Annotated in this window: 25 protein-coding genes and 1 riboswitch; of the genes, 15 read left to right on the forward strand and 10 right to left on the reverse strand. The window is 37.9% G+C overall.

Features of this window, described 5'->3' with window-relative positions; all coding sequences use genetic code 11:
• Position 1: 1 nt before the first annotated feature.
• Positions 2 to 160, reverse strand: a complete 159-nt coding sequence (locus ASU02_RS25665; RefSeq protein WP_082631690.1) for a DUF1540 domain-containing protein — start codon at positions 158 to 160, stop codon at positions 2 to 4.
• 134 nt (positions 161 to 294) lie between these two features.
• The gene (locus ASU02_RS03740) at positions 295 to 1,251 is read right to left on the reverse strand and encodes a metal ABC transporter solute-binding protein, Zn/Mn family (protein WP_057761147.1); all 957 of its coding nucleotides are present in this window, start codon (positions 1,249 to 1,251) and stop codon (positions 295 to 297) included.
• 216 nt (positions 1,252 to 1,467) lie between these two features.
• Between ASU02_RS03740 and ASU02_RS03745 the strand changes: the two genes are divergently transcribed.
• Positions 1,468 to 2,031, forward strand: coding sequence for a beta-class carbonic anhydrase (locus ASU02_RS03745; RefSeq protein WP_057761149.1), 564 nt, complete (start codon positions 1,468 to 1,470; stop codon positions 2,029 to 2,031).
• Here the strand turns inward: ASU02_RS03745 and yidD are convergent.
• Complete coding sequence (yidD, locus tag ASU02_RS03750) at positions 2,028 to 2,267, reverse strand: membrane protein insertion efficiency factor YidD (RefSeq protein WP_057761152.1); 240 nt, start codon at positions 2,265 to 2,267, stop codon at positions 2,028 to 2,030. The two genes, ASU02_RS03745 and yidD, sit on opposite strands and share 4 nt — an antisense overlap.
• 155 nt (positions 2,268 to 2,422) lie before the next feature.
• Between yidD and ASU02_RS03755 the strand changes: the two genes are divergently transcribed.
• Entirely contained in the window at positions 2,423 to 2,896 is a 474-nt protein-coding gene (locus ASU02_RS03755) for an S-ribosylhomocysteine lyase (RefSeq protein ID WP_057761154.1), read from the forward strand.
• 37 nt (positions 2,897 to 2,933) lie between these two features.
• Here ASU02_RS03755 and ytzI read toward each other — a convergent pair whose 3' ends face one another.
• Positions 2,934 to 3,104, reverse strand: a complete 171-nt coding sequence (gene ytzI / locus ASU02_RS25670; protein ID WP_082631691.1) for a YtzI protein — start codon at positions 3,102 to 3,104, stop codon at positions 2,934 to 2,936.
• A 128-nt stretch (positions 3,105 to 3,232) separates the two neighbouring features.
• Here ytzI and ASU02_RS03760 point away from each other — a divergent pair, with 128 nt between their 5' ends.
• Complete coding sequence (locus ASU02_RS03760; protein ID WP_057761156.1) at positions 3,233 to 3,670, forward strand: Dps family protein; 438 nt, start codon at positions 3,233 to 3,235, stop codon at positions 3,668 to 3,670.
• A gap of 77 nt (positions 3,671 to 3,747) precedes the next feature.
• Here the strand turns inward: ASU02_RS03760 and ASU02_RS03765 are convergent, their stop codons facing one another.
• Positions 3,748 to 4,005, reverse strand: a complete 258-nt coding sequence (locus ASU02_RS03765) for a DUF6154 family protein (RefSeq protein WP_057761158.1) — start codon at positions 4,003 to 4,005, stop codon at positions 3,748 to 3,750.
• Positions 4,006 to 4,209: 204 nt separating this feature from the next.
• Between ASU02_RS03765 and ASU02_RS03770 the strand changes: the two genes are divergently transcribed.
• Entirely contained in the window at positions 4,210 to 4,536 is a 327-nt protein-coding gene (locus ASU02_RS03770; protein ID WP_057761161.1) for a hypothetical protein, read from the forward strand.
• Positions 4,537 to 4,581: 45 nt separating this feature from the next.
• Here the strand turns inward: ASU02_RS03770 and ASU02_RS03775 are convergent, their stop codons facing one another.
• Positions 4,582 to 5,454, reverse strand: coding sequence for a DUF6612 family protein (locus ASU02_RS03775; RefSeq protein ID WP_057761163.1), 873 nt, complete (start codon positions 5,452 to 5,454; stop codon positions 4,582 to 4,584).
• Between the two features lie 219 nt (positions 5,455 to 5,673).
• Between ASU02_RS03775 and ytkD the strand changes: the two genes are divergently transcribed.
• The 10 genes from ytkD to asnB all read left to right on the forward strand — a co-directional run bounded on the left by ytkD (position 5,674) and on the right by asnB (position 17,494).
• Positions 5,674 to 6,135: an RNA deprotection pyrophosphohydrolase gene (gene ytkD, locus ASU02_RS03780; RefSeq protein ID WP_057761165.1), complete on the forward strand. Its 462-nt coding sequence runs from the start codon at positions 5,674 to 5,676 to the stop codon at positions 6,133 to 6,135.
• Between the two features lie 20 nt (positions 6,136 to 6,155).
• On the forward strand, positions 6,156 to 6,944 hold the full coding sequence (locus tag ASU02_RS03785) for a helix-turn-helix domain-containing protein (RefSeq protein ID WP_057761168.1): 789 nt from the start codon (positions 6,156 to 6,158) through the stop codon (positions 6,942 to 6,944).
• A 36-nt stretch (positions 6,945 to 6,980) separates the two neighbouring features.
• Positions 6,981 to 8,258, forward strand: a complete 1,278-nt coding sequence (locus ASU02_RS03790) for an MFS transporter (RefSeq protein ID WP_057761171.1) — start codon at positions 6,981 to 6,983, stop codon at positions 8,256 to 8,258.
• Positions 8,259 to 8,492: 234 nt separating this feature from the next.
• Positions 8,493 to 8,861 (forward strand): hypothetical protein, encoded by a 369-nt coding sequence (locus ASU02_RS03795; RefSeq protein ID WP_057761173.1) that lies wholly within the window; start codon positions 8,493 to 8,495, stop codon positions 8,859 to 8,861.
• A 102-nt stretch (positions 8,862 to 8,963) separates the two neighbouring features.
• Positions 8,964 to 9,686, forward strand: coding sequence for a hypothetical protein (locus ASU02_RS03800; protein WP_057761175.1), 723 nt, complete (start codon positions 8,964 to 8,966; stop codon positions 9,684 to 9,686).
• 126 nt (positions 9,687 to 9,812) lie between these two features.
• Entirely contained in the window at positions 9,813 to 10,604 is a 792-nt protein-coding gene (locus ASU02_RS03805; protein WP_057761177.1) for a GNAT family N-acetyltransferase, read from the forward strand.
• Positions 10,605 to 10,922: 318 nt separating this feature from the next.
• Positions 10,923 to 12,161, forward strand: a complete 1,239-nt coding sequence (locus tag ASU02_RS03810; protein WP_057761179.1) for an LL-diaminopimelate aminotransferase — start codon at positions 10,923 to 10,925, stop codon at positions 12,159 to 12,161.
• Between the two features lie 13 nt (positions 12,162 to 12,174).
• Complete coding sequence (dapF, locus tag ASU02_RS03815) at positions 12,175 to 13,029, forward strand: diaminopimelate epimerase (RefSeq protein WP_057761181.1); 855 nt, start codon at positions 12,175 to 12,177, stop codon at positions 13,027 to 13,029.
• A gap of 1,243 nt (positions 13,030 to 14,272) precedes the next feature.
• Positions 14,273 to 15,610, forward strand: a complete 1,338-nt coding sequence (gene glnA, locus ASU02_RS03820) for a type I glutamate--ammonia ligase (RefSeq protein WP_057761183.1) — start codon at positions 14,273 to 14,275, stop codon at positions 15,608 to 15,610.
• 33 nt (positions 15,611 to 15,643) lie between these two features.
• Complete coding sequence (asnB, locus tag ASU02_RS03825) at positions 15,644 to 17,494, forward strand: asparagine synthase (glutamine-hydrolyzing) (RefSeq protein WP_057761185.1); 1,851 nt, start codon at positions 15,644 to 15,646, stop codon at positions 17,492 to 17,494.
• 35 nt (positions 17,495 to 17,529) lie between these two features.
• Here the strand turns inward: asnB and ASU02_RS03830 are convergent, their stop codons facing one another.
• From ASU02_RS03830 to ASU02_RS03840, 3 genes are all read right to left on the reverse strand, one after another.
• Positions 17,530 to 18,339 carry an ABC transporter permease gene (locus ASU02_RS03830; protein ID WP_057761188.1) on the reverse strand — a complete coding sequence of 270 codons (810 nt, stop codon included), beginning with the start codon at positions 18,337 to 18,339 and terminating at the stop codon, positions 17,530 to 17,532.
• Complete coding sequence (locus tag ASU02_RS03835; protein ID WP_057761190.1) at positions 18,317 to 19,096, reverse strand: ABC transporter ATP-binding protein; 780 nt, start codon at positions 19,094 to 19,096, stop codon at positions 18,317 to 18,319. Before ASU02_RS03835 ends, ASU02_RS03830 begins: the two co-directional genes overlap by 23 nt.
• 325 nt (positions 19,097 to 19,421) lie before the next feature.
• Complete coding sequence (locus tag ASU02_RS03840) at positions 19,422 to 20,417, reverse strand: ABC transporter substrate-binding protein (RefSeq protein WP_057761192.1); 996 nt, start codon at positions 20,415 to 20,417, stop codon at positions 19,422 to 19,424.
• A 175-nt stretch (positions 20,418 to 20,592) separates the two neighbouring features.
• Between ASU02_RS03840 and ASU02_RS03845 the strand changes: the two genes are divergently transcribed.
• On the forward strand, positions 20,593 to 21,363 hold the full coding sequence (locus ASU02_RS03845) for an alpha/beta hydrolase family protein (protein WP_057761193.1): 771 nt from the start codon (positions 20,593 to 20,595) through the stop codon (positions 21,361 to 21,363).
• Between the two features lie 87 nt (positions 21,364 to 21,450).
• Here ASU02_RS03845 and pckA read toward each other — a convergent pair whose 3' ends face one another.
• Entirely contained in the window at positions 21,451 to 23,037 is a 1,587-nt protein-coding gene (gene pckA, locus ASU02_RS03850) for a phosphoenolpyruvate carboxykinase (ATP) (protein WP_057761196.1), read from the reverse strand.
• Between the two features lie 661 nt (positions 23,038 to 23,698).
• A riboswitch (SAM riboswitch) is annotated at positions 23,699 to 23,813 on the forward strand.
• Positions 23,814 to 24,132: the final 319 nt, after the last annotated feature.

Here is a 24,132-nt window from a genome sequence, read left to right on the forward strand (position 1 = left end):
GTTAAGAATACTCCGGTTCAAAGGTTTTACAGTCAGTTTCACGGCTGTTTTCTGCTGTATCTCCTCTGTGGCTGACAACGTATATTTGTTCAGCTCCACATTTATTCCCTTTTTCCCAGAATGTACAATTATTCACTTCACATAATACATCTTTCGCCACTTCGCTTCACTCCTCTTATGCAGAACTTGTTCCTGCACCGATTCGATAAAAAAGCTGGTGGTGTTTTTCCACCTATTTTAGCTTGTGGCTAAATGCTGTTTAGGATTCATTCCAATTGAAGGATGGACTGGTAATTAGTTATTTAATGCTGTTTTTAATGCGTCTAAGTTTGCTTCCATAATTGAAAAATAGGTACTCTTATTACTTATGTCTTCATCCGTTAAAACGGATAAATTATGAAGGATGAGCGGTTCTGCGCCAAGCTCATTTTTAATAATTTCTGTGAGCTTAGAGCTAACGTTTTGTTCAAAGAAAACGTATTTTAACTGATGTTTCTTTCCTTCAGCTATGATCTTTTCAAGATCCTTTTGGGTTGGTTCATTCGCAGAGTTTAAGCCCGAAACACTAATTTGGTGTAAGCCGTATCGCTGCTCCCAATAGCCGAATGCCGAATGAGACACGATGATTTCTTTATGTGCCGCATTATGAATGGTTTGTTCAAAGTCTGTATTTAATTGGTCAAGCTCATCCGTCAACAAACGATAGTTTGCTTCGAATTCATCTTTATGTTCAGGCATTTTATCAGTTAATGCTGTTTTTATAGCTTCTGCTAAATCCTTTGCATACATTGGATCGATCCAGACATGCGGGTCAACATCGCCATGATGATGCCCATCAACTTCATGACTATGATCCTCCTCATGCTCTTCTTCTTCATGAGATTGAACTTGGTCAAAATGAATATTTTCTCCTGCCCCGAGCATAGTTACATCTTCGTTTTTAAGCGTTTTTTGAGCTTTTTCTACGAATCCTTCTAAACCAAGACCGACAAATATAAACAGATCAGCATCTGCTAGCTTAGTCATATCCTTTTGTGTTGGTTCAAATGAATGCTCATCTGCTCCAGGCGGATAAATAGTTTTTGTCTCAACATATTCCCCGCCTATTCTGTCAGTAAAATACTGCAGTGGATAAACAGTTGTATAAACGGAAAGTTTACTGCGGTCTTTCTGCTCATCCTTAGATTCATTGGTACATCCAGTTATTAGCATAGTAATCATCAAGATAATAACAAATATAGTTTTCTTCATATTTTCCCCTCTCCCATCAATAAATCGTATTAATTACGATTTATTGATGAAAAAAATAATTTCTATCTATAAATATTGATTTAATACGTAATCATTACGATTCCCAAAAGTAATTTTACAAAAAAAAATAATGAAAATCAAGTATTAAATTTGTTTGTATGAAAAGTATTTTGTATCCTTATAGGGTAGGAATAAAATATGTAAGGAGTAAAGCATATGAAACTACTTGATGAAATATTAGAATTTAACACTGAATTTGTAGCAGAAAAAAAATACGAAGAATTTGCCACAACAAAGCTGCCTAATAAACGAATGGTTGTGCTTACTTGCATGGATACACGTTTAGTAGAGCTTCTGCCAAGAGCTTTGAATGTAAAGAATGGAGATATAAAGCTTATCAAAAATGCTGGAGCACTTGTAACACATCCGTTTGGAAGTATTATGAGGAGTTTGCTTGTAGCTGTTTATGAGCTTCAGGCTGATGAAGTATTAATCATTGGTCACCATGATTGCGGAATGAGCGGAATGAAGCCAGATGGCATTATGGAGCATATGAGAAAAAGGGGAAAATCTGAAGCAGCATTAGATACAATTACGTATTCAGGCGTGGATGTTAGAGAATGGCTTAAAGGCTTTGATAACGTGGAAGAGAGTGTTGCCCATAGCGTTTCTATGGTGAAAAAGCATCCGCTTATACCAAACGATGTCCCTGTTCATGGATTAGTCATTCATCCTAGTACGGGGAAATTAGATTTAGTAGTCAATGGATACGATAACTAATCATCTTTTTTCTTTAATGCTTTTTCCGGTACTGGATCAAAACCACCGGGATGAAACGGATGACATTTTACAATTCTTTTAATGGCTAGCCATCCTCCTTTAAGTGCCCCAAAGCGTTTCACTGATTCTAACCCATAATGAGAGCAGGTTGGGTAGAATCGGCATGTTGGAGGTTTTAGCGGGGATATGACAATTTGATAAAAGCGAATGATTCCAATCATTAATTGTTTCAGCATGTTTATCAGTCCAATCTTTTTTCTAAAGGAAATCTCAAGTAAAAGATAGCATACAATGATGTAATAGTCGAAAAAATAAATTCCTTATTTTGTTGATGAAATTACTCGGGATTTAAGTTACAATAATAGGAGAATCGAAAAAGGAGTGGACATACATGCCTTCAGTTGAAAGCTTTGAATTAGACCATAATGCCGTTAAAGCACCTTATGTTAGACATTGCGGAGTTCATAAAGTCGGAACAGATGGGGTTGTAAATAAGTTCGATATTCGTTTTTGCCAGCCAAATAAACAAGCAATGAAGCCTGATGCGATTCATACATTAGAACATCTTCTTGCTTTCAATATCCGTACGTATTCGGAGAAATATGATCACTTTGATATCATTGACATCTCTCCAATGGGCTGTCAGACAGGCTTTTACTTAGTTGTAAGCGGAGAGCCAACTGTAGAGGAAATCATTGACTTGCTTGATGAAACAATGAAAGCTGCTGTTGAAATTACAGACATCCCAGCTGCAAATGAAAAGCAATGCGGCCAAGCGAAGCTTCATGATTTAGATGGAGCGAAACGTTTAATGCGTTTCTGGCTTGAGCAGTCAAAGGAAGAATTGAAGCAAGTTTTTGCATAAAAAATTCGAAAAACCGGACCATTGCAGTCCGGTTTTTTTATGATGTCTTTTTATCATTTTCTTGTTCAGCGGTATGTTCATTCGTATATGGATTTTCATCTATTGTATCAACCGTATGCTTGTACGTATACGCTTTAGAGGTTGTAATAACAGAAAGAAAAATAACAATTGCAATAATAATTACCGAAATAGCTAGAATGGCAACCATGATCAAACCTCCTTTTACTATCCATAGTGTAACATGAAAGCAGTTAGATTTTCCTTATGCTTTTTAAAAATATTCATGTGTTTAGCTCATCTTATCTCAGGGTACTATAAAAATGGGAGGATGATAATATGAGTGGAAAATTAATTCAATCTGTGAATAAGCAAGTAGCAAACTGGACGATCTTGTATGTAAAGCTTCATAACTACCATTGGTATATCAAGGGAAGACATTTCTTTACTTTGCACGAGAAATTTGAGGAGCTATACAACGAAGCCAATCAGCATATTGATGAGTTGGCAGAGAGAATTCTATCCCTTGAGGGAAGTCCTGTGGCAACAATGAAGGAATGTCTAGAAATGGCTTCTATTGAAGAGGCGACTGGAAAAGAAAAAGAGGAAGACATGGTTAAATCCATTTGTGCAGATTTTGTTAAAATGGCGGACGAGCTGCAAGAAGGTATTCAATTAGCAGAAGAAGCAAATGATGAAGGCACCGGCGATATGCTTATAGCCATTAAGCAAAGCCTAAAGAAACATATTTGGATGTTAAAGGCATACTTAGGTTAGGACATAATAAAAAGATGGTTCAATAGAGGGCAATCAGCCTTTATGAACCATCCTTTTTTATGTATAAATTATAATTTTTAGTGAATATTTCGCTGATGCAGATTTGGATTACGGGGCTGCCTATAGTCCTCACTCGCAAACTTTCCCTTTAAGCTTTCAATTAAATAAATCCCCATTAAATTGTACAGCTCCTGGTTATTTAACTCGTTAATCATATCCAATAAATCCTCTCGGTTCATTTCCTCTAAAAAAGCGAAAGCAAGCATGTCAATATCCTCTTCGTCTCCAGTAAGCTTATTCCGATAAAGTTCATATAGTTCATCAATAATTTTCATTCTTACACCTCCAGCCTTCGTTTTTATTTCTTTTATTGTATACTTTTTTAATACCCTTGATGATAAAAATTAATCGCTAACCCATAGTTTTTTTCTAAAGATTAAATGTAGTATATGTAATTTTCATAAGAATGATCGTAAATTCGCATATTTTTAATCTAAATGTGGGAAACGATAAGTAATGACGAAAAGGGGCTGAACAGGATGGAACAAAATAAAAAAACGTATTATATAACTGTTGCACATGGACAAATCTCACAAAGTGCAACAGATTCCCCATGGGATTTCAAAATTGATGCGACAGATAATGAAATTCATACACTACGGGAGTATTTTAATCAGAATTATGGAACAGAATGGGCAGGATTTTGGCGAGCCCATGTCCCATTTATAGAATACCATAATGATAAGTCAAATGATGAGTATGACAGTAAAATCAAGAAGGTATACGGTCTGATTTATCAGCTTGGAGACGAAGAAGCAAAAAAACATATTGAAAATATGGGAATTTTAAATGATGAAATCCAATAATTGAGCTGAAAAAAGGAAATCGGCTAATTGCCGATTTCCTTCTAATTACATACCCATTTCAACAGCTGAATCAATTACCTCTTGAGGAACAGTAATAGCGTCAACGCTGTTGTAATTTGAATATTGTCCGTTCATTTTTTGCTTCATGGCGATAGTTTGGCCTTCGATCGTCATTTCTAAGTCCATATCCATATTTAATTCAACTGGATAAAATGTCTTTTTGTCGACAAGGATTTCATATTCCACAGCATTAATTTTCATCCCGCTTAGCGCGTCTTCTGCGGACATTTCAGGAGGCAATTGCTGAACTGCTGTTTCTTTAATGAAATCATTAAATTTTTCTCCTGATGCCTTTAATTTAAGTATATAGTTATTGGAATCTTGCTCAAAAGTAAAATCCTCTACAAATTGCTGTAATTTCTTTAGCTCTTCCCCTGGATTTGATTGCTGACCTGACATTTGCAGGAATGTATCGGTCATTTCCTGCGGGAACTTCATCCATTGACTAGTTGAAGGCTCATAGAAAAACATTCCAGCCTCTGAGAAATAGCTTTCTGTCTCAAAGCTTTCTGCTTCTTCTCCCATTGACATTTTCATTTTTTGATAATATGCCATTGGCTCGGTAACAATGTTCATATCGATGACTGAGGTTGTTTGAACATTCAATTCACCTTGATCAGTCATATCCTGTGTTAAATCCATTTTTACAGAAAAGCTTTTTAAACCTTCTGATGCCTCAGTGGATTTATTCATTACTTCTTCAAGCGTCAGTTCGGATGCTTTTTCCTCCGCTTTTTCAGTTTCTGAAGCTTTTTCATTATCTTTTACGGGCTCATCCACAGGCTTGGCTGTTTGATTACAAGCTGCTAACATAAATACTAATAAGAAGCCTGCAAGAATGGAAAATGTTTTTTTCAAAAGTAGCACTCCTTTAATATTAATGAAGTAAGAAAAACATTACACAATAGCTTTCGGTTCTCTTACTCTCTAATTCTACGATAAAAAAATAGGTAAAGTTTCAAAAAAATGTAATTTGATACTTTTTTCATATAAGAAAAATATGGAAGATGTCATTAGTCACAATTTTTTTTACGCTGTATAATAACTGTATGAATGAAGTGTGGAAGGAGAAATTCGATGGAAACATTTATTGATGCAAATGGTGGAGTAGTCAAATTTTCATTTTGCCCGCATGCGTTTGACAAGCAGCCGGAGCACGTCCTTGTAATTTGCAAAAAAGACAAGGAATGGCTGCTTACGAACCATAAAAAAAGAGGGCTGGAATTTCCAGGAGGAAAGCTTGAAAAAGGGGAGACATTGGAAGAGGCAGCGCGCCGAGAAGTACTGGAGGAAACAGGAGCAATTCTAAAGCAGCTGGAACTTATCGGTGAATATGAAGTGACTTTGGATGAAAAGACTTTTGTTAAGGCTATATTCTATGGGGAAGTAGAGCGGGTTGGCGAAAATCTGCATTATTATGAAACAGAAGGACCCGTACTTATTGAAGGAAATATATTAGATTTAAGGTGGGGAGACGAATACAGCTTTATTATGAAAGATGAAGTGGTCGAAAGGAGTATTTTAAGAATTGAGGGATAAGAGCAGAAAGGGTGAATTCTATGCTGCATATCAATCCGGATTCATTTATCCTAATACCAGCGTTTGCAACGATCCATTGCGAACCGAACTGGAAATGGAGGAAACGAAATAAACCACTTCCTAACTATGATTTGTTTTATGTTTGGAGCGGAAAAGGGACTGTGGTTCTTAATGGAAAACGATTCGATGTACATAAAGGGAGCTGTTTTCTATTTAAGCCTGGCGATTGGACGACAGCCTCCCATGATCCGCAAAATCCGTTAGTGCTTAGCTATATTCATTTTGATTTGGAGGAAACCCCTGAATTGATGCCAAAAACTTATCGGATTGTTCAAGACCCTATCCCCTTTGAATCCCTGCTAACACGTTATATTCGTTTATTTTTGGTAAAAACCTTCGGAGCTGAAATTGAGGCAAAGCTAATCCTAAAGCAATTAATGATTCATTTGTTAAGGGAAGAGAGAGAAATAGATAGGCAGCTGGAGCATTCAAGCAACGATCTTTTAGAGACGATTCGAGAGATTGCAAACTTTATCCAGCAGCATCCGGGTGATCCGCACTCTATCGAAAGTTTAGCCATACGCGCTAATCTTTCACCGCGATACTTTTCCCGCAAATTCAAAGAGATTATTGGACATACGGTTAGGAATTACATTATTCATTCTCGGATTAATCGAGCAGAGCACTTGCTCCATAACATGGGGATGACGGTAACAGAAGCGGCAGATGCCCTCGGCTATAATGATCTTCATTTTTTCAGCAGACAATTTAAAAAGTATAAAGGGAAGAATCCTTCGGACATACGCTGAATCGGCTGACAAATAAATGTGAGAAGGTGTGATAAAGTGTTCGCTAAAGCACAAGAACTAGATTCAATTGAGAGTTATATAGATTCACCAGAAAAGCTAAAAAAGCTATATAGACGTGTGCTTTTCGTTGTGTGTCTTTCACAAATCTTTGGCGGGGCAGGGCTTGCTGCAGGTGTTACAGTAGGTGCCCTATTGGCACAGCAAATGCTTGGGACAGATGCTTATGCAGGAGTGCCGGTAGCCTTACTTACTTTAGGGTCCGCAGCTGCAGCTTTCATCATAGGAAAACTTTCTCAGCGATACGGGCGCCGTACTGGTTTATCGACAGGTTTTATTGTAGGGGGGCTCGGCGCAGTTGGAGTTGTGATTGCTGCCATGGTGAATAGTGTAATTTTATTATTTGCCTCTCTGTTGATCTATGGTGCAGGAACTTCGGCAAATTTGCAAGCTCGTTATGCAGGAACTGATTTAGCAAACAAGAAACAAAGAGCAACTGCTATTAGTACGACGATGGTTATGACAACATTCGGAGCGGTTGCAGGTCCAAATCTAGTAGAAGTGATGGGTGAATTTGCTAGTCTGATTGGTGTACCTTCACTTGCTGGTCCATTTATTTTATCAGCTGCAGCATTTATTTTAGCAGGGCTCGTTCTTTTTATTATGCTGCGTCCAGACCCGTTAACTATTGCAAATAAGATTGAAGCTTATAAACTAGTACATGAACCTATTAATAAAACAGAAATTGCTGATAAAGCAATAAATAAAAGAGGTTTAATGGTCGGTGCCATGGTGATGGTTCTAACTCAAATTGTAATGGTTGCAATTATGACTATGACACCGGTACATATGAAACATCACGGTCACGATCTTGCAGAAGTTGGAATCGTTATTGGTTTTCACATTGGTGCCATGTATCTTCCCTCACTAATCACAGGTGTTCTTGCAGATAAAGTAGGAAGAACCGCTATGAGTATTGCTTCGGGTATTACATTGTTATTTGCAGGTTTATTAGCCGCATTTGCACCAGGTAATTCAATGATACTGTTAATCATTGCTCTTACTTTACTCGGATTGGGATGGAACTTTGGCTTGATTAGTGGGACAGCTCAAATAGTTGATTCTACAGAACCATCAACACGTGCGAAAACGCAAGGTGCCCTTGATGTTTTTATCGCCTTAGCAGGAGCATCTGGCGGTGCACTCTCGGGAATGGTAGTAGCTAATACCAGTTATGCTACATTATCTTTGAGTGGAGGACTTTTATCCTTAATTCTCATACCTGCTGTGATTTGGTCTCGCAGAGCTAAGACATAACATAGTTCTTTTTAAAAACTCTAATATTAGAAAATTCTATAAATTTACAGTTTGTTAGGATACTTTAAGCTATAATGGTACTCGTTTCTATTTAACTTATGATGAATATAGCGTTTATTTGTGTAAACGAATGAAGGTGCAACAGGGGTTATTCGTCTGTTTTGGATGGGCAGCTTTTTTTATTATAAGTGAAGTGTGGATTTTCTGACCTTTTTAAATAGAGGAGGTTTGATGATGAGAGGGAAAATACTTGTCCTGCTCTTTCTTTTCTTATTGTTGATTAGTGGATACATCCTAATTAGCGGTAACTTTTTAAAAATGGATGAAGATAGGGATATCATCAAATATAACGGCCGGATTTATTCTAACGCTACAGAACTTAAATGGTTCGATAAGAAAAAGAGTAAGTTTCAAAAAGGAAAAAAACTTGGAGAAATTAAAAAGCATAAAAACACAACTTCTCTGTTTTGGGGTAACTTAACAGCAAATAAATTACCTAAAGGAACAGTATTGTATAAAACAAATAATGGGAAAAGTGGAGTAATCATTGTAGAAATGGATAATGGAAAATTCTTATACTATTTAGAGCAAATTAAAGAGTAAACCCTGTTGTATAGATAAAAGTTCGGGTATGGTTAAATAAAGAGAATGAAAAAATTTTGGTGTATAGAATGTGGAAACGATTATCTTGCTGAGGTGAATAGGATGATTCAAACAGCTTTAATTACAGTAACCCATGATCCGCATGGAAGAAATGTCAAGCTATTTCAAGAGTTCAAAGAGCTGTTGGAAGATGTTTATTCCGAACTTTTTATTACCGTTAGTGAGGAATCATCAAGAAATCTATTGGATGCATTAGAAAATAGTAAATTTAAAACAAAAATAATTCCTAAATTAGGTGCAGCACATGCAAGAAGAGAGGCTGTTAAGTTTGGTCTATCTGGAACAAGCCAGTTCTTTCATTACTGCGATTTTGATAGGTTAATAACCTGGGTACAGAAACACTCGATTGAATTAAGAAAAATAGTAAGTTTCATTCCTCAATTTGATTATTTAATTTTAGGCAGAACAGAAAGAGCATTTCAAACTCACCCAATCGAGTGGCAAGAAACAGAAAGAATTACCAATAGGATTTGCTCTATAGAGCTGGGGAAAGAAGTGGATATTACTGCTGGTTCATGTGCGTTCTCAAGAAAGGCTGGGAACTATATAAAAGATTGCTCTAAAGAAAAAATGACAGATGCGGAATGGGCTATGATTGTACATAGAATCGCAAACTTAGAGGTTAATTATCTGCCCGTAGAAGGATTGGAATATCAGGAGGATATAAATAGTACCAATGGAAGAGTAACAGATTCGGAAGCATGGTTAAGTCGTTTAAAGTTAAGTTTCATTATTAGTGAGACAGCGTATAAAGTAGGGAAATAAACAAAAAACAGTATAGGTTTCACTAATTTTATGGGATGGTAAGCGTTGATCCAAAAAAGGATTTACGCTCTTTTTTATAGAAATTATTAGAAAATAGCAGACTATTCACCGAATGAGAGGTAGATTATGATTTCACATCGTTTGCTTACACAAGAAGCAATTGTTCAATTAATTGATCAAGTTGAAAAGGATCAGCATTTACTTTTTTATAGCTATTTAACACAGCGAATGGATAAAGCCAAATTTATTGGTCAATATGTCGATAATCAGTTGACTGCTGTTTTAGCTTATCTAAGTGAGTTGTCTTTTCCTGCCTTTTCTTTTTATCGTATCAATCAGCAGGATGTCTTCTTCCCAGAACTAATTGTTTATACTAGAGCAGCTATAAAACTTGATAAAAATGTTAATTGCGGTATTATCTTATGTCAACGAGACCTTCAGCTTTTTCAGTCCTTTGGCCTCATTACAGGAATGCCGCAGCGTTTTTTTACAATGAAACATATAGATCAATCTAAGCTGCTCGAATCGAACATGACTCAACTAGTTAAGGAACATGAGTTTTCTGAAGTAATTGCTTTTTTACATAAGGGAGAAATGAAGTTTTTTACAAGAAGTGAAATTGAACGGTGTCCTTTCCTAGGAGTGAAGGAAGGTGGAGAGTTCATTGCAGTTGGTGGCTTTCATTTCTATGATCCTTTGCTTGTAGAAATTGGAAACATTGTTACTAGACATGACCAAAGAGGAAAAGGCTTAGGTACGCTTGTGACGAGTGAACTTACACATATAGGCAGACAGCTTTCAGCGGATGTCTACCTTGGGGTATTAGCCGAGAACTTGCCTGCAGTACATATATATGAAAGTCTTGGTTTTCAAACAGTAGCTGAGCTATCGATTGTTGATTTTACTTTGTCTTTATGATTATCTTTTTCTGCTCTAATGTATATAGACATGTTAGCAAGGAATACTTACTGACTGTCATAAATGTTTCTTTCCCTCTCTCCTAAGTTGGCTGATTGCTTGTCCTTACCCTATCATTATTCCGTTCCATCATATCGCATACTTTCTCAATGCCTTTTAGTTAGCTAGCTAATTAATTGATAGTGAATATTTATTTTTCTTCTTAATGTGTAAAAAAGTGCAAATATTTAATTAATGGGTGTAAATCCAAATGGTCATTTGAATGATAAGATGAATCATAACATTTTAGATTAGCAGACCGACAATGGAGGATTCCTAATGACAACAGATTATACTCAGCAGCTGTTTGCAGACCGGATAGGCGGAACGCAATTTGGTATGAAAGATGAAATTTACAAATTTGAAAAGATTAAAAGAGCAAAAAGAGAAGCCACTTTGGCAAATCCATATATGGATTTGATTGATTTAGGAGTTGGCGAACCTGATGCCATGGCGGATGATCGTGTCGTGCAAAAATTGGCTGAAGAAGCAGGCAAGCCAGAAAACCGCTTTTATGCGGATAACGGCATTGCTGAGTTTAAGCAAGCAGCTGCCTCTTATATGGATAAGGTGTTTGGTGTAAGTGATCTTAATCCTGAAACAGAAATAAATCATGTGATCGGCTCAAAATCAGCATTAGCCATGCTGCCTTTAGCTTTTATCAATTCAGGAGATCTTACAATAATGCCTTCACCTTGTTACCCGATTTTAGCTACTCATACAAAGTACTGCGGCGGTGATGTCGTTCAGCTGCCCCTGACGGAAGAAAATTTGTTTCTTCCGAAGCTAGATACATTGAGTGATAGAGTTTTAGAAAAGGCAAAGCTTTTATATTTAAACTATCCGAATAACCCGACTGGAGCGACTGCAACTGCAGCATTTTTTGAAGAAGTTGTTCGATTTGCCAAGAAGCATGAGCTTATTGTCGTGCATGATGCCGCTTATTCAGCCCTTGTCTTTGATGGGGAGCAGCCGCTTAGTTTTCTCTCCGTACCAGGGGCAAAGGACGTTGGCATTGAACTCCATTCCTTATCAAAATCATTCAATATGACAGGATGGCGTATTGGCTTTATCACAGGGAACGAAAAGCTTGTCAAGGCGTTTGCAACTGTAAAGGATAACAATGATTCCGGTCAATTCATTGCCATTCAGAAAGCAGCAGCCTATGCACTTGCCCATCCGGAAATTACTATTCAAACTGCTGAAAAATATTCGCGGAGACATGAATTATTGACAAACGCATTGGCTGTATGCGGCTTCCATGCAGTGAAGCCGAAGGGATCATTTTTCTTATATACAAAGACGCCGAAAGCGGTGGCGGATGGTCCATCTTTTCAATCGGCAGAAGAGTTTAGCCAGTATTTAATACGAGAGCATTTAATCTCTAGTGTACCGTGGGATGATGCAGGTCAATATGTCCGCTTTTCAGTTACCTTCCAGGCAAATGGGATCGAGGAAGAGCTTCGAGTAATCCAAGAGATAGAAGATAGATTAAGGCGAGATGTATTTATCTTTTGAAAGGAGGACCCTTATGCAATTTACGAAAATGCATGGATTAGGGAATAATTATATTTTTTTTAACCTATTGGAAATGTCTATGGAAGATCAAGACTTTGAACAGCTTGCTATAACGGTATCTAATGTAAACACCGGAATCGGATCAGATGGCATGATCTTAATGTGTCCTTCTGAAATCGCTGATTTTAAAATGAGGATTTTTAATGAGGATGGTTCAGAAGGGAAGAATTGTGGAAATGGCTTAAGATGTGTAGCGAAATATCTCTTCGACCACATGTATGCAACAAGCACAGATTTCTCAATTGAAACGTTAGGCGGAATCGTTCATGTCAAAGTGGAACCGGATAAAAAACGGATTGTCCGATCGGTGACCATTGATATGGGAAAGCCAAAGCTGACTAAAGGAATGATTCCGATGAATGGAGACCCGGAAGCAAAGACGATAAATGAACTTCTTACAATTGGCGGGCAAAGTTTTCCAATGACATGTGTTTCAATGGGCAATCCACATTCGATTTTATTTGTTGATAATGTAGCCACATTTCCATTAGAAGAAATCGGTCCTGTAATTGAATACTCCGAATTATTCCCTGAACGAGTGAATTTAGGCATCGTCCATGTGAAAAGTCGCCAAGAGATCTATTACCGTGTATGGGAGAGAGGCTCGGGACTAACAATGGCATGCGGCACTGGTGCGTGTGCAGCTGTTGTTGCGGCCACATTAAATCACTTGGTAGATCAATATATTCCAATAACCGTTCATCTCCCAGGAGGGCAGCTGACAATAAGCTGGGATGAAGATGATCATGTTTGGAAAAGGGGGGAGGCTGCCTATATTTGCCATGGTGAATTAGTGTTGGAAGGATAATCCAATAAGTATTTAGTAGGAATACAAATTGAGTTCAGTTTTCCTATAAAAAAGGATAAAAGGTCGTCAATAGCCTCTATTGAGTTCGATTATCCTGTGAAAAAAGTAAAAAAGGGAATCAATCGCCCTTATTGATTCCAGTTTTCCTGTAAAAAGGCTAAAAAGGTCATCAATAGCCTCTATTGAGTTCGATTATCCTGTGAAAAAAGCAAAAAAGGGAATCAATCGCCCTTATTGATTCCAGTTTTCCTGTAAAAGAAGCAAAAAAGGTCATCAATAACCCCTATTGAGTTCAGTTTTCCTGTAAAAAAAGCAAAAAAGGTCATCAATAGCCCCTATTGAGTTCAGTTTTCCTGTAAAAGAAGCAAAAAAGGTCGTCAATAGTCCCTATTGAGTTCAGTTTTCCTGTAAAAAAAGCAAAAAAGGTCATCAATAACCTTTATTGAGTCTGATTTTCCTGTAAAAAAGGCTAAAAAGGTCATCAATAACCTCTATTGAGTACGATTTTCCTGTAAATAAAGTAAAAAAGGGAATCAATCGCCCTTATTGATTCCAGTTTTCCTGTAAAAAAGGCAAAAAAGGTCGTCAATAACCCCTATTGAGTTCAGTTTTCCTGTAAAAGAAGCAAAAAAGGTAATCAATAACCTTTATTGAGTATGATTTTCCTGTAAAAAAGGCTAAAAAGGTCATCAATAACCTCTATTGAGTACGATTTGCCTGTAAATAAAGTAAAAAAGGGAATCAATCGCCCTTATTGATTCCAGTTTTCCTGTATAAGAAGCAAAAAAGGTCATCAATAACCCCTATTGAGTTCAGATTTCATGTAAAAAAAAGCAAAAATGGTCATCAATAACCACTATTGATTCCAGTTTTCTTGTAAAAAAAGTAAAAAAGGTCATCAATCGCCCTTATTGATTCCAGTTTTCCTGTAAAAAAGGCTAAAAGGGTAATCAATACCCTCTATTGAGTTCGATTTGCCTGTAAATAAAGTAAAAAAGGGAATCAATACCCTCTATTGAGTTCGATTATCCTGTGAAAAAAGTAAAAAAGGTCATCAATCGCCCTTATTGATTCCAGTTTTCCTGTAAAAAAGGCAAAAAAGGTCATCAATAACCCCTATTGAGTTCAGTTTTCCTTTAAAAAAAGCAGAAAAGGTAATCAATAGCCTTTATTGATTTTTCCTATAAAAATACCAAAAAAGATCACCAATAAAATTATTATTTTGCAAAAGGGAGGAAATAAAATGACAAAGTCTTATAGCAGAGACGAGATTATGAAGGTTGCCAAAGAGGAAAATGTTCGATACATCCGATTACAGTTTACTGATTTATTTGGAACGATAAAAAATGTGGAAATTCCAATCAGCCAGCTGCCAAAGGCATTGGATAATAAAATGATGTTTGATGGCTCGTCAATCGAAGGATTTGTTCGCATTGAAGAGTCAGATATGTACTTATATCCTGACCTGGACACTTTTGTTATTTTTCCATGGACAGCTGAAAAAGGAAAGGTTGCCCGATTGATCTGCGATATTTATCATCCAGATGGCACTCCATTTGAAGGAGACCCCCGCAGTAATTTAAAACGTATTTTGAATGAAATGAGAGAACTAGGATTTACTGATTTTAATGTTGGACCAGAGCCAGAATTTTTCTTGTTTAAACTAGATGAAAATGGTCAGCCAACACTGGAGCTGAATGATCAAGGCGGATATTTTGATTTGGCGCCAACCGATCTTGGCGAAAACTGCCGCCGTGACATCGTAATAGAGTTAGAAGAAATGGGTTTTGAAATTGAAGCTTCCCACCATGAAGTAGCACCCGGGCAGCATGAAATTGATTTTAAATATCAGAATGCATTAAAGGCTTGTGATGATATTCAAACATTCAAACTTGTTGTGAAAACAATTGCCCGCAAGCATGGACTTCATGCAACATTTATGCCTAAGCCATTATTTGGTGTGAATGGTTCTGGAATGCATAGTAATCTATCTTTGTTTAAAGAAGGAGAGAATGCTTTCTATGAAAAAAGTGGTTCGTTAGAGTTAAGCGGGACGGCACGACAATTTATTGCAGGTATTTTAAAGCATGCCCCGAATTTTACAGCGATTACTAATCCAACGGTTAATTCCTATAAAAGGCTAGTGCCTGGCTATGAGGCACCGTGTTATGTCGCGTGGTCAGCGAGAAATAGAAGCCCGCTTATACGCATACCAGCATCCCGTGGAATGAGTACTCGTGTAGAGGTAAGAAGTGTAGATCCGGCTGCCAATCCGTACTTGGCAATGGCTGTTTTATTAGCTGCCGGACTAGATGGAATAAAAAATAGTTTAACTCCGCCTGAGCCGGTGGATAGAAACATCTACGTCATGTCTAAGGAAGAACGGATTGAAAATGGCATCGCGGATTTGCCGTCTACATTAGCACATGCACTTGAAAATTTAAAATCAGATGAAGTAATAACAAGTGCGCTAGGTATGCATCTGTTTGAACATTTTATTGAAGCAAAAGAAATTGAGTGGGATATGTTCCGGACGCAGGTCCATCCATGGGAGCGGGAACAGTACATTTTACAATATTAATAGTTAAAAAATAACGAAAGAGTGTGATAATCTGTGTGTGGAATAACAGGATGGATTAATTGGCATCAAGATTTGACAAAAGAAGAATTCATCGTGGAAAGGATGGCGCAAACCTTAGCAAAGCGCGGTCCAGATGCTTCGAGTGTCTGGAGCGCACGCCATGCCTCATTTGGACATAAACGGCTAATCGTTGTTGATCCTGAAGGTGGCATTCAGCCGATGACTAAAACAAAAAACGGAAACACATATACAATCGTATATAATGGGGAGCTTTATAATACGGAGGACATTCGAAAAGAGTTAATCCAGCGTGGCCACTCATTTAAAAGCCATTCTGATACGGAAGTTCTTTTAGCATCCTATATGGAATGGGCAGAAAGCTGCACAGACCATTTAAATGGAATCTATGCCTTTGCTGTATGGGACCATGGGCAGGAGAAACTTTTCATGGCAAGAGATCGACTTGGTGTGAAACCACTTTTTTATAAGGAAGAGCTGGGTTCATTATTATTTGCTTCAGAGTTAAAAGCCATTTTGGCTCATCCTAATGTGAAAGCGGAAGTGGATAGGGAAGGACTTCAGGAAGTGTTCGGATTAGGTCCATCAAAGACTCCTGGTCATGGGGTTTTTAGGGGGATTAAAGAACTTCGCCCTGCTCATTCCCTAATCTTTACGAAAAATGGCATGAAAATATGGCGCTATTGGAATGTAGAAAGCAAGAGGCATCAGCATTCATTAGAGGATACTGTAGATCAAGTAAAATATCTAGTAAAGGATGCTGTAGAACGCCAGTTGGTTGCAGATGTGCCTGTGTGTACTTTTTTATCAGGCGGAATTGATTCGAGTGCGCTCAGTGCCTTTGCTTCCGCGTATTTTAAAAAGGAAGGAAGGGGTTCACTCCACACGTATTCGATTGATTATGATCGCAACAGTGAGTATTTCGAAGCAAGTGCATTTCAGCCTGATCAGGATGGTCCATGGATTCAAAGGATGAAGCAGCATTTGGGCTCAATCCACCACTCGGCGATTATTAATAATGAACAGCTTGCCGATCGTTTGGAGGATGCCGTCCGAATGAGGGATTTGCCAGGAATGGCAGATATAGACTCTTCCCTTTTATGGTTTTGTGAGCATATTAAACAGGATTTCACGGTTGCATTATCTGGTGAATGTGCGGATGAGCTTTTCGGAGGATACCCGTGGTTTTATAGAGAAGAGTTGCTTCATATCAATGGGTTTCCATGGATGAGATCGCATGCTGAAAGAGAGCAGCTTCTTCTTCCAAAATGGCAGGAGAAACTTGATTTACAAAGCTATGTGAAAGAGCGTTACAGTGAAACTGTGGCTGAAACCCCTCAATTAGATGGAGAATCATCAATAGAGGCTCGACGCCGGGAAATGTTTTATTTAAATATGGTCTGGTTTATGCAAACATTGCTTGATCGCAAAGATCGTATGAGCATGGGGGCAAGCTTAGAGGTGCGTGTGCCATTTGCTGATCATCGTATCGTGGAATATGCATGGAACATTCCATGGGAGATGAAAATGCTGAATGGCCGTGAAAAAGGTATATTACGAAAGGCTCTTGAAGGGGTGCTTCCTAATGAGGTACTTTATCGGAAAAAGAGTCCATATCCAAAAACATATCATCCGCAATATATGAATCTAGTCAAAAACAAATTAACTGCTATCCTCAATAACAAAACTTCCCCAATCCTAGAAATCATCTCGAAACAAAAAGTTCAAGAAATCATTGATTCTAACGGATCCTCATTTAAAGTTCCTTGGTATGGTCAGCTTATGACAGGACCGCAGCTCATCGCTCATCTTTCGCAAATCAACATGTGGCTTGAACAGTATAAAATCGATATTATTGATAATTAGAAAATGGGTCATAAGAAAAGCGGTAGAAACTTTTCTTACGACCCATTTTTAATTAATTTTCTTTCTAATAGTTCAACCAGCTGATACATAATTGTAGCAAATATGGCAATTACAAGGAGAGAAAGCATCACAAGTGTGAAGTTAAATACTTGGAATCCATAGATAATCATGTACCCAAGACCTTTTGAGGCGACAAGGAATTCACCAACAATGACACCAACCCAAGATAAGCCGACATTGACTTTAAGTGTGGATATGATGACTGGGAAAGAGGCAGGTAAAATGGCTTCTTTGAAAATTTGAAATCGGGTGGCACCAAAGGTTTGCAGTACCTTTATATAGTTAGGATCTACTTCTTTAAATGAAGTATAGACGACGATTGTTGTGATGATAATGGAGATAATTGCTCCCATTGCGACGATGGATGTAAAGCTAGGACCTAGTGCCACGATCAAAATCGGGCCAAGTGCTACCTTAGGCATTGAGTTTAAAACGACTAGATAGGGATCCGCAATTTTTGAAAGTAGCGGTGACCACCAAAGGATAGCAGCTAGCAAGGTACCAAGTACTGTTCCTAAAATAAACCCAAATATCGTTTCAAAAAGTGTATAGCTTAAATCTACAAATAAAGTTCCGTCTTGAACTTTTGTAAGGAAGAGCTCCCATACTTTGAATGGTGAACTAAAGATTAATGGATCAATCCACTGCATTCTGCTAGCAATCTCCCATCCTGAAAAAAAGACTAGAAAAATGATAAGCTGGTAAAATCGGACCCATTTCTTTTCACGTTTTAATGATTGAAGATATCTACGGTGTCCTTGTTCAATGTTTGTTTGTGGGTTCAAGAGATTCCAGCTCCTTCCAGACAGTTTGAAAGATACTTGAATAAGCTTCATGGTTCCGTGCATTGAATGGGGTTGCTTCTCTTAAATCATCAGGCATAATAAACGTTTTGTGAATCTGTCCTGGACTGGAGGAGAAGAGAAAAATGCGGTCGCTCATCGCAATGGCCTCCCCAATATCATGTGTCACTAGAATGGCTGTTTTTCCAAACGATTTTAATGTATTGGAAACGAGATCCTCTAGCTTTAGCTTTGTTTGATAATCGAGTGCTGAAAAAGGTTCATCAAGCATGAGAAGCTTTGGCTCCGTTGCTAATGTTCTAACTAAGGCTACTCGCTGCCTCATTCCGCCAGATAGTTGTTTAGGATACTGTTTCTCTACACCTTTAAGTCCCATTTTCTCGAGAAGGGTGAGAGCGTAATCTCTGTTTGAATCATTCAGACTGCCATCAATTTTTAATCCTAATAAAATATTTTCTTCGATTGTTTTCCATGGAAAAAGATAATCCTGCTGGAGCATGTAGCCAATATTTTTACTTGCTTCTTGAACGTCTTTTTCCTCTAATGTAACTGTTCCAGCAGTTGGCTCAAGCAAGCCGGCAATAATCGACAGCAGGGTTGTTTTTCCACAGCCGCTTGGTCCAAGGAAGGAAACAAATTCTCCCTCCCCGATCTCAAGTGAAATATCGGAGAGGGCTGTTGTGGCAGAGGTCTTTGTAAAGTACGTATGGTGAATTCCTTGTAAGCTTAAGAAATCCATTGGAACCCTCCTTAGTATCTTTTTTTCTTCATTTTTAATAACTTTGGTTTAGGAACGGAAAGCGAGCAATCGTGCCCGTTATTGAGTAAAAAGCAGATACCCGGGAACGAAAAGCGAGCAAACGAGCCCGTTATTGTGTAAAAAGCAGATGCACGGGAACGAAAAGCGAGTAATCATGCCCATTATTGTGTATAAAGCAGATACACGGGAACGAAAAGCGAGTAAACGAGCCCATTACTGACTAAAAAGCAGATACCCAGGAACGAAAAGCGAGTAATCGTTCCCGTTACTGAGTAAAAAGCAGGTGCACGGGAACGAATTGGACTTACTTCATTACACCTTCAGCAATTTCAGTATTAACAAGCGTTTCATAGTCAATTCGTTCAGGCAGCTCACCAGCTTCCTCCATGACATCTTGCAGGTTATTCCAGCCATCTTCATTTAAAATCGGATTTGTTGCAAACGAGCCTTGATTTTTATAGCGTTCAACAACCATTTCAATTGTTTCGATATTCGTGTTATCGAAATAGCCTTTAATCACATCTGCTATTTCTTTTGCTGTATGTGTGTCTACCCATTGCTGTGCCTTATAAATGGCTCTTGTAAACTTTTCAACTGTTTCTTTATTTTCTTTAATTGTGCTCTCTTTTGTCATAAATGTTGTGTATGGAAGGTTGCCAGATTCCTCCCCGAATGAGGCAACGATATAGCCTTTTCCTTCTTGTTCAAACACACTGGCTGTTGGTTCGAAAAGCTGGACAAATTCGCCTGTTCCAGAGGCAAAGGCTGGAGCGATATTGGCAAAATCAACATTTTGAATTAAATCTAAATCTTGATGTGGATCAATGCCATGCTTTTTCAGAACAAATTCACCAACCATTTGCGGCATGCCGCCTTTGCGCTGTCCAAGGAAGGTTGCCCCTTTTAATTGATCCCAAGAAAAATTGTTTATTTTTTCACGAGAAACAAGAAATGTACCATCTGTTTGAGTAAGTGCAGCAAAGTTGATAACTGGATCATTTGAGCCTTGTGCATAAACATAGATAGATGTTTCAGATCCAACAAGGGCAATGTCAATACTGTCTGACAATAAGGCTGTCATGGTCTTATCTCCGCCAGCAGTAGTGGTCAGTTCGACATTTAAGCCCTCCTCTTCAAAATAACCCTTTTCAAGTGCAACATATTGTGGCGCATAGAAAATGGATCTTGTTACTTCACCGATACGAATATTTTGAACCTTATCTTTTCCACAGGCTGCAAGGGGTATAATAAGAATGGCAATTAAAACAAGGGAAAAACTAACTTTTAGCCATTTTTTCATCGCGCAAACCTCCATTAATCACAAGATATATCAGCTTTAAAGCCTACATTATCGTATGAGTGTGCAAAAAATGTGTGAATGCCTAGATAAACTTTTTATTTATAGATTTATTAACGAAATCCGGTCAGAATTATGATATACCGGTTAAGTTAACAGAATAGGAGATGAACTATGGATGGACCAAATCATACATAAGGAAAGGTTTCCATCACCTAACCCTGGCATCGAATTATCTATCGTTACCTATCGATCAGACGATTTAAAAGTAAAGGGGCTTTTAGCTGAGCCTAAAGGAAATGAAATCTATGATGGTTTTCTTTACTTACGTGGTGGAATCAAGAATGTTGGGAAAGTGAGGCCAGGACGTATTGTTCAGTTTGCTTCAGAGGGTTTTATTGTCTTTGCGCCATTTTACCGGGGGAATCAGGAAGGCGAAGGCAATGAGGATTTTGCTGGCGAGGATCGGGAGGATGCCTTTTCTGCTTTTAGACTTTTGCAGTCCCACCCAAGGGTAAAGGGTACACATATTTTTGGCTTCTCTAGAGGAGGTGTCATGGCACTATTGACAGCCATTCAATTTCCTGAGGCAAAGTCAATGGTGACCTGGGGCGGTGTCAGTGATATGTTTCTAACATATACGGAGAGAGAGGATTTACGAAGAATGATGAAAAGGGTGATCGGTGGGACACCAACGAAGTTTCCGGAGCGGTATGAGTATCGAACGCCACTTTTTCAAATAGAGAGGCTACAATCTCCCGTATTAATCATCCATGGGGAAAAAGATGAAAATGTCTCAGCCGAACATGCCTATCGTCTAGAGAAAAGATTGAAAGCACTAAATAAAAAAGTAGAAAGCTGGTATTTTCAAGGGTTTACTCATTACTTTCCACCCGCAATAAATCGAAAGGTCGTCCAGGATTTAACGAATTGGATGAAGAAGCAGTGAGAAGTTAAAAAAAAGGAATTGCCATTTAAGGCAATTCCTTTTTTCGGGGAATGAAGCTAATTTTACAACATCGATATATAGAGTATATTAAGCGGTTGGACCGCCTTTTTCTTCAATTTCAGATGGGACATTTGAGAACTTCTTGAAGTTTTCACGGAACTTAGCTGCAAGTTCTTTCGCTTTTACTTCATAGGCTGCTTGATTATCCCAAGTTTTGTTTGGCTGGAGCACTTCATCTGGTACACCAGGTACATGCAATGGAATTTCTAGGCCAAAAATTTCATCCTTAATGGTTTCTACATTGTTCAATTCGCCTTCTAGAGCAGATTGAACCATTGCACGAGTATATGGAAGCTTCATACGATTGCCAACCCCATATTCTCCGCCAGTCCAGCCTGTATTCACAAGGTATACCTTTGCATTATGCTCATCGATTTTCTTACCAAGCATTTCAGCATATTCAGTCGCTGCACGAGGCAAGAATGGTGAACCAAAGCATGTAGAGAAGGTTGCTTCTGGTGAAGTCACTCCACGCTCTGTACCAGCAAGCTTAGATGTATAACCACTTAGGAAATGGTACATTGCTTGCTCTTTCGTTAATTTAGAGATAGGAGGCAGGACGCCAAAAGCATCAGCCGTTAAAAAGATAATCGTATTAGGGTGTCCAGCAATACTTGGATCAACAATATTATCAATCGCTTGTATTGGGTATGCAGCACGAGTGTTTTCAGTTAAAGTGTTGTCATCATAGTCGGCCACTCGGCTCTCGCTATTTATCACTACGTTTTCTAGCACTGCACCAAAACGGATTGCATCAAAAATTTGCGGTTCTTTCTCACGAGTAAGGTTGATGCATTTTGCGTAGCAGCCGCCTTCAATATTGAATACACCGTTTGGAGACCATCCGTGTTCATCATCACCGATTAAACGGCGATTTGGATCTGCAGATAAAGTTGTTTTCCCAGTTCCAGAAAGACCGAAGAACAGAGCAACATCCCCTTCAAGTCCAACGTTAGCTGAACAATGCATAGGGAGAATTCCGTTTTCTGGAAGTAAATAGTTCATGATCGAGAATATTGATTTCTTGATTTCACCAGCATATTCAGTTCCGCCAATTAATACCGTACGTTTTTCAAAAGAAACAATAATAAAGGTTTCAGAAGCTGTTCCATCAACAGCAGGGTCCGCTTTGAAGTTTGGTGCGGATATAACTGTGAATTCTGCTTGGTGATCCAATAATTCTTCATCTGTAGGGCGAATGAATAGCTGATGTGCAAATAAGTTATGCCAAGCGTACTCGTTAATGACTTGGATTGGCAGTCTATGTTTTTTATCAGCACCTGCGAATCCTTTAAAAACAAATACTTCGTCTTTTTCTTGTAAGTAGCTTAACACTTTGTTATATAAATTAGAGAATATTTCTTCAGAAATTGGCTGGTTCACACTTCCCCAATCAACTGTATCTAATGTTGATGCTTCTTTCACTATATACTTATCTTTAGGCGAACGGCCAGTATATTTACCAGTTGTTGCAGCAACAGCTCCAGTTGATGTCAGTGATCCTTCGTTACGGTTCAATACTTTTTCAACAAGCTGAGGGACAGACAATTGAATTTGAATATTATTTCCTTTAAGTAAATCGATCAATTTATTTGGAATGCTAACAGAATTCATCTGATGAATACCTTCCTTTATCCAGGATTATTTTTGAAAGTGATTACATCTCTTAATTAGTATAACACATTTAGATGATTAATCTATACTATTAAGAAATTTTTTCTTTATATTAATTAAAATGTCACAATTGGCTTTAGGCCAATGCAAGATTGACTCTCGAAAATATCAGCAGGAATCCATTTCTTAGGATGTAAAAATGGAATGAACTTTTGAAATTGACTGCATTATACGATGGAATATACTCGTTATGCAAGGAATCTAAGCGAATTTTTAATAAGCTTGACTGGTTTCGTCAAATCGAATGGGTTTCAATATAAGAATAAAAAAATGAACAGCCACTTTCGTTTGATAAAACTAGTTTGCGAAAAGAACTTCATATTATTACATCCAATGGTCATGTGTTAAAAGGCTTTTACGCATTAAGATATCTATTTCTTCGTTTCCCTTTTTTCTGCCTAGGAGCTTTTTATATATTCTAATTTCATAATTAATTGGAAATTGAGTGTATCATTGGAATGCAAAAAATCACCACAAATTTTTAAAAAGAAAATGTGATGATGGAAGTTGTTCATTATAAATGAAAAAACATGAATTTTATACAGATAGTTATTGACATGACTTCATTTTATACGTTATGATTTTACCTTGAACGGATACTCTCTTATCCCGAGCTGGCGGAGGGACAGGCCCAATGAAGCCCAGCAACCTGTTAAAGATTTTTTTAGCAAAGGTGCTAACCTGACGCAAGGACTTTGAGCCTTGAACGATAAGAGTGAAAGGCGCGAATCGATTTGTTTTCAACCTTTTCACATATGAAAAGGTTTTTTTGTACTTTATGGAACCTTTAAGTATGGATTAGAGTATGATAAAAAACTAAGGGTTTCGCCATATTCACTTGGCGATATGCAAAGTTTTTTCAGCAAATTTGATGGACGGCTTTTGGTTTTTTTGAGTTTTTAATATGACTGTCTTTATGTGTTAAAAGGGCATATTAATAAAAACTCCCTGTTTATTTCATACTACTTAGGGAATGAGTTCCGTATCAACCAAAGGTTGCTTCCTGTTAAGCAATCTTGCCTATAATATAAATAA

The organism is Cytobacillus praedii (genome assembly GCF_001439605.1).
Lineage (GTDB): Bacteria > Bacillota > Bacilli > Bacillales > Cytobacillaceae > Cytobacillus > Cytobacillus praedii.

Bases quoted from the DNA above. Each gene is read 5' to 3' on its own strand.
- ASU02_RS03740 (WP_057761147.1), bottom strand. From the start codon at position 1,251: ATGAAGAAAACTATATTTGTTATTATCTTGATGATTACTATGCTAATA.
- ASU02_RS03745 (WP_057761149.1), top strand. From the start codon at position 1,468: ATGAAACTACTTGATGAAATATTAGAATTTAACACTGAATTTGTAGCA.
- yidD (WP_057761152.1), bottom strand. From the start codon at position 2,267: ATGCTGAAACAATTAATGATTGGAATCATTCGCTTTTATCAAATTGTC.
- ASU02_RS03755 (WP_057761154.1), top strand. From the start codon at position 2,423: ATGCCTTCAGTTGAAAGCTTTGAATTAGACCATAATGCCGTTAAAGCA.
- ytzI (WP_082631691.1), bottom strand. From the start codon at position 3,104: ATGGTTGCCATTCTAGCTATTTCGGTAATTATTATTGCAATTGTTATT.
- ASU02_RS03760 (WP_057761156.1), top strand. From the start codon at position 3,233: ATGAGTGGAAAATTAATTCAATCTGTGAATAAGCAAGTAGCAAACTGG.
- ASU02_RS03765 (WP_057761158.1), bottom strand. From the start codon at position 4,005: ATGAAAATTATTGATGAACTATATGAACTTTATCGGAATAAGCTTACT.
- ASU02_RS03770 (WP_057761161.1), top strand. From the start codon at position 4,210: ATGGAACAAAATAAAAAAACGTATTATATAACTGTTGCACATGGACAA.
- ytkD (WP_057761165.1), top strand. From the start codon at position 5,674: ATGGAAACATTTATTGATGCAAATGGTGGAGTAGTCAAATTTTCATTT.
- ASU02_RS03785 (WP_057761168.1), top strand. From the start codon at position 6,156: ATGCTGCATATCAATCCGGATTCATTTATCCTAATACCAGCGTTTGCA.
- ASU02_RS03795 (WP_057761173.1), top strand. From the start codon at position 8,493: ATGAGAGGGAAAATACTTGTCCTGCTCTTTCTTTTCTTATTGTTGATT.
- ASU02_RS03800 (WP_057761175.1), top strand. From the start codon at position 8,964: ATGATTCAAACAGCTTTAATTACAGTAACCCATGATCCGCATGGAAGA.
- ASU02_RS03805 (WP_057761177.1), top strand. From the start codon at position 9,813: ATGATTTCACATCGTTTGCTTACACAAGAAGCAATTGTTCAATTAATT.
- ASU02_RS03810 (WP_057761179.1), top strand. From the start codon at position 10,923: ATGACAACAGATTATACTCAGCAGCTGTTTGCAGACCGGATAGGCGGA.
- dapF (WP_057761181.1), top strand. From the start codon at position 12,175: ATGCAATTTACGAAAATGCATGGATTAGGGAATAATTATATTTTTTTT.
- glnA (WP_057761183.1), top strand. From the start codon at position 14,273: ATGACAAAGTCTTATAGCAGAGACGAGATTATGAAGGTTGCCAAAGAG.
- ASU02_RS03835 (WP_057761190.1), bottom strand. From the start codon at position 19,096: ATGGATTTCTTAAGCTTACAAGGAATTCACCATACGTACTTTACAAAG.
- ASU02_RS03840 (WP_057761192.1), bottom strand. From the start codon at position 20,417: ATGAAAAAATGGCTAAAAGTTAGTTTTTCCCTTGTTTTAATTGCCATT.
- ASU02_RS03845 (WP_057761193.1), top strand. From the start codon at position 20,593: ATGGACCAAATCATACATAAGGAAAGGTTTCCATCACCTAACCCTGGC.
- pckA (WP_057761196.1), bottom strand. From the start codon at position 23,037: ATGAATTCTGTTAGCATTCCAAATAAATTGATCGATTTACTTAAAGGA.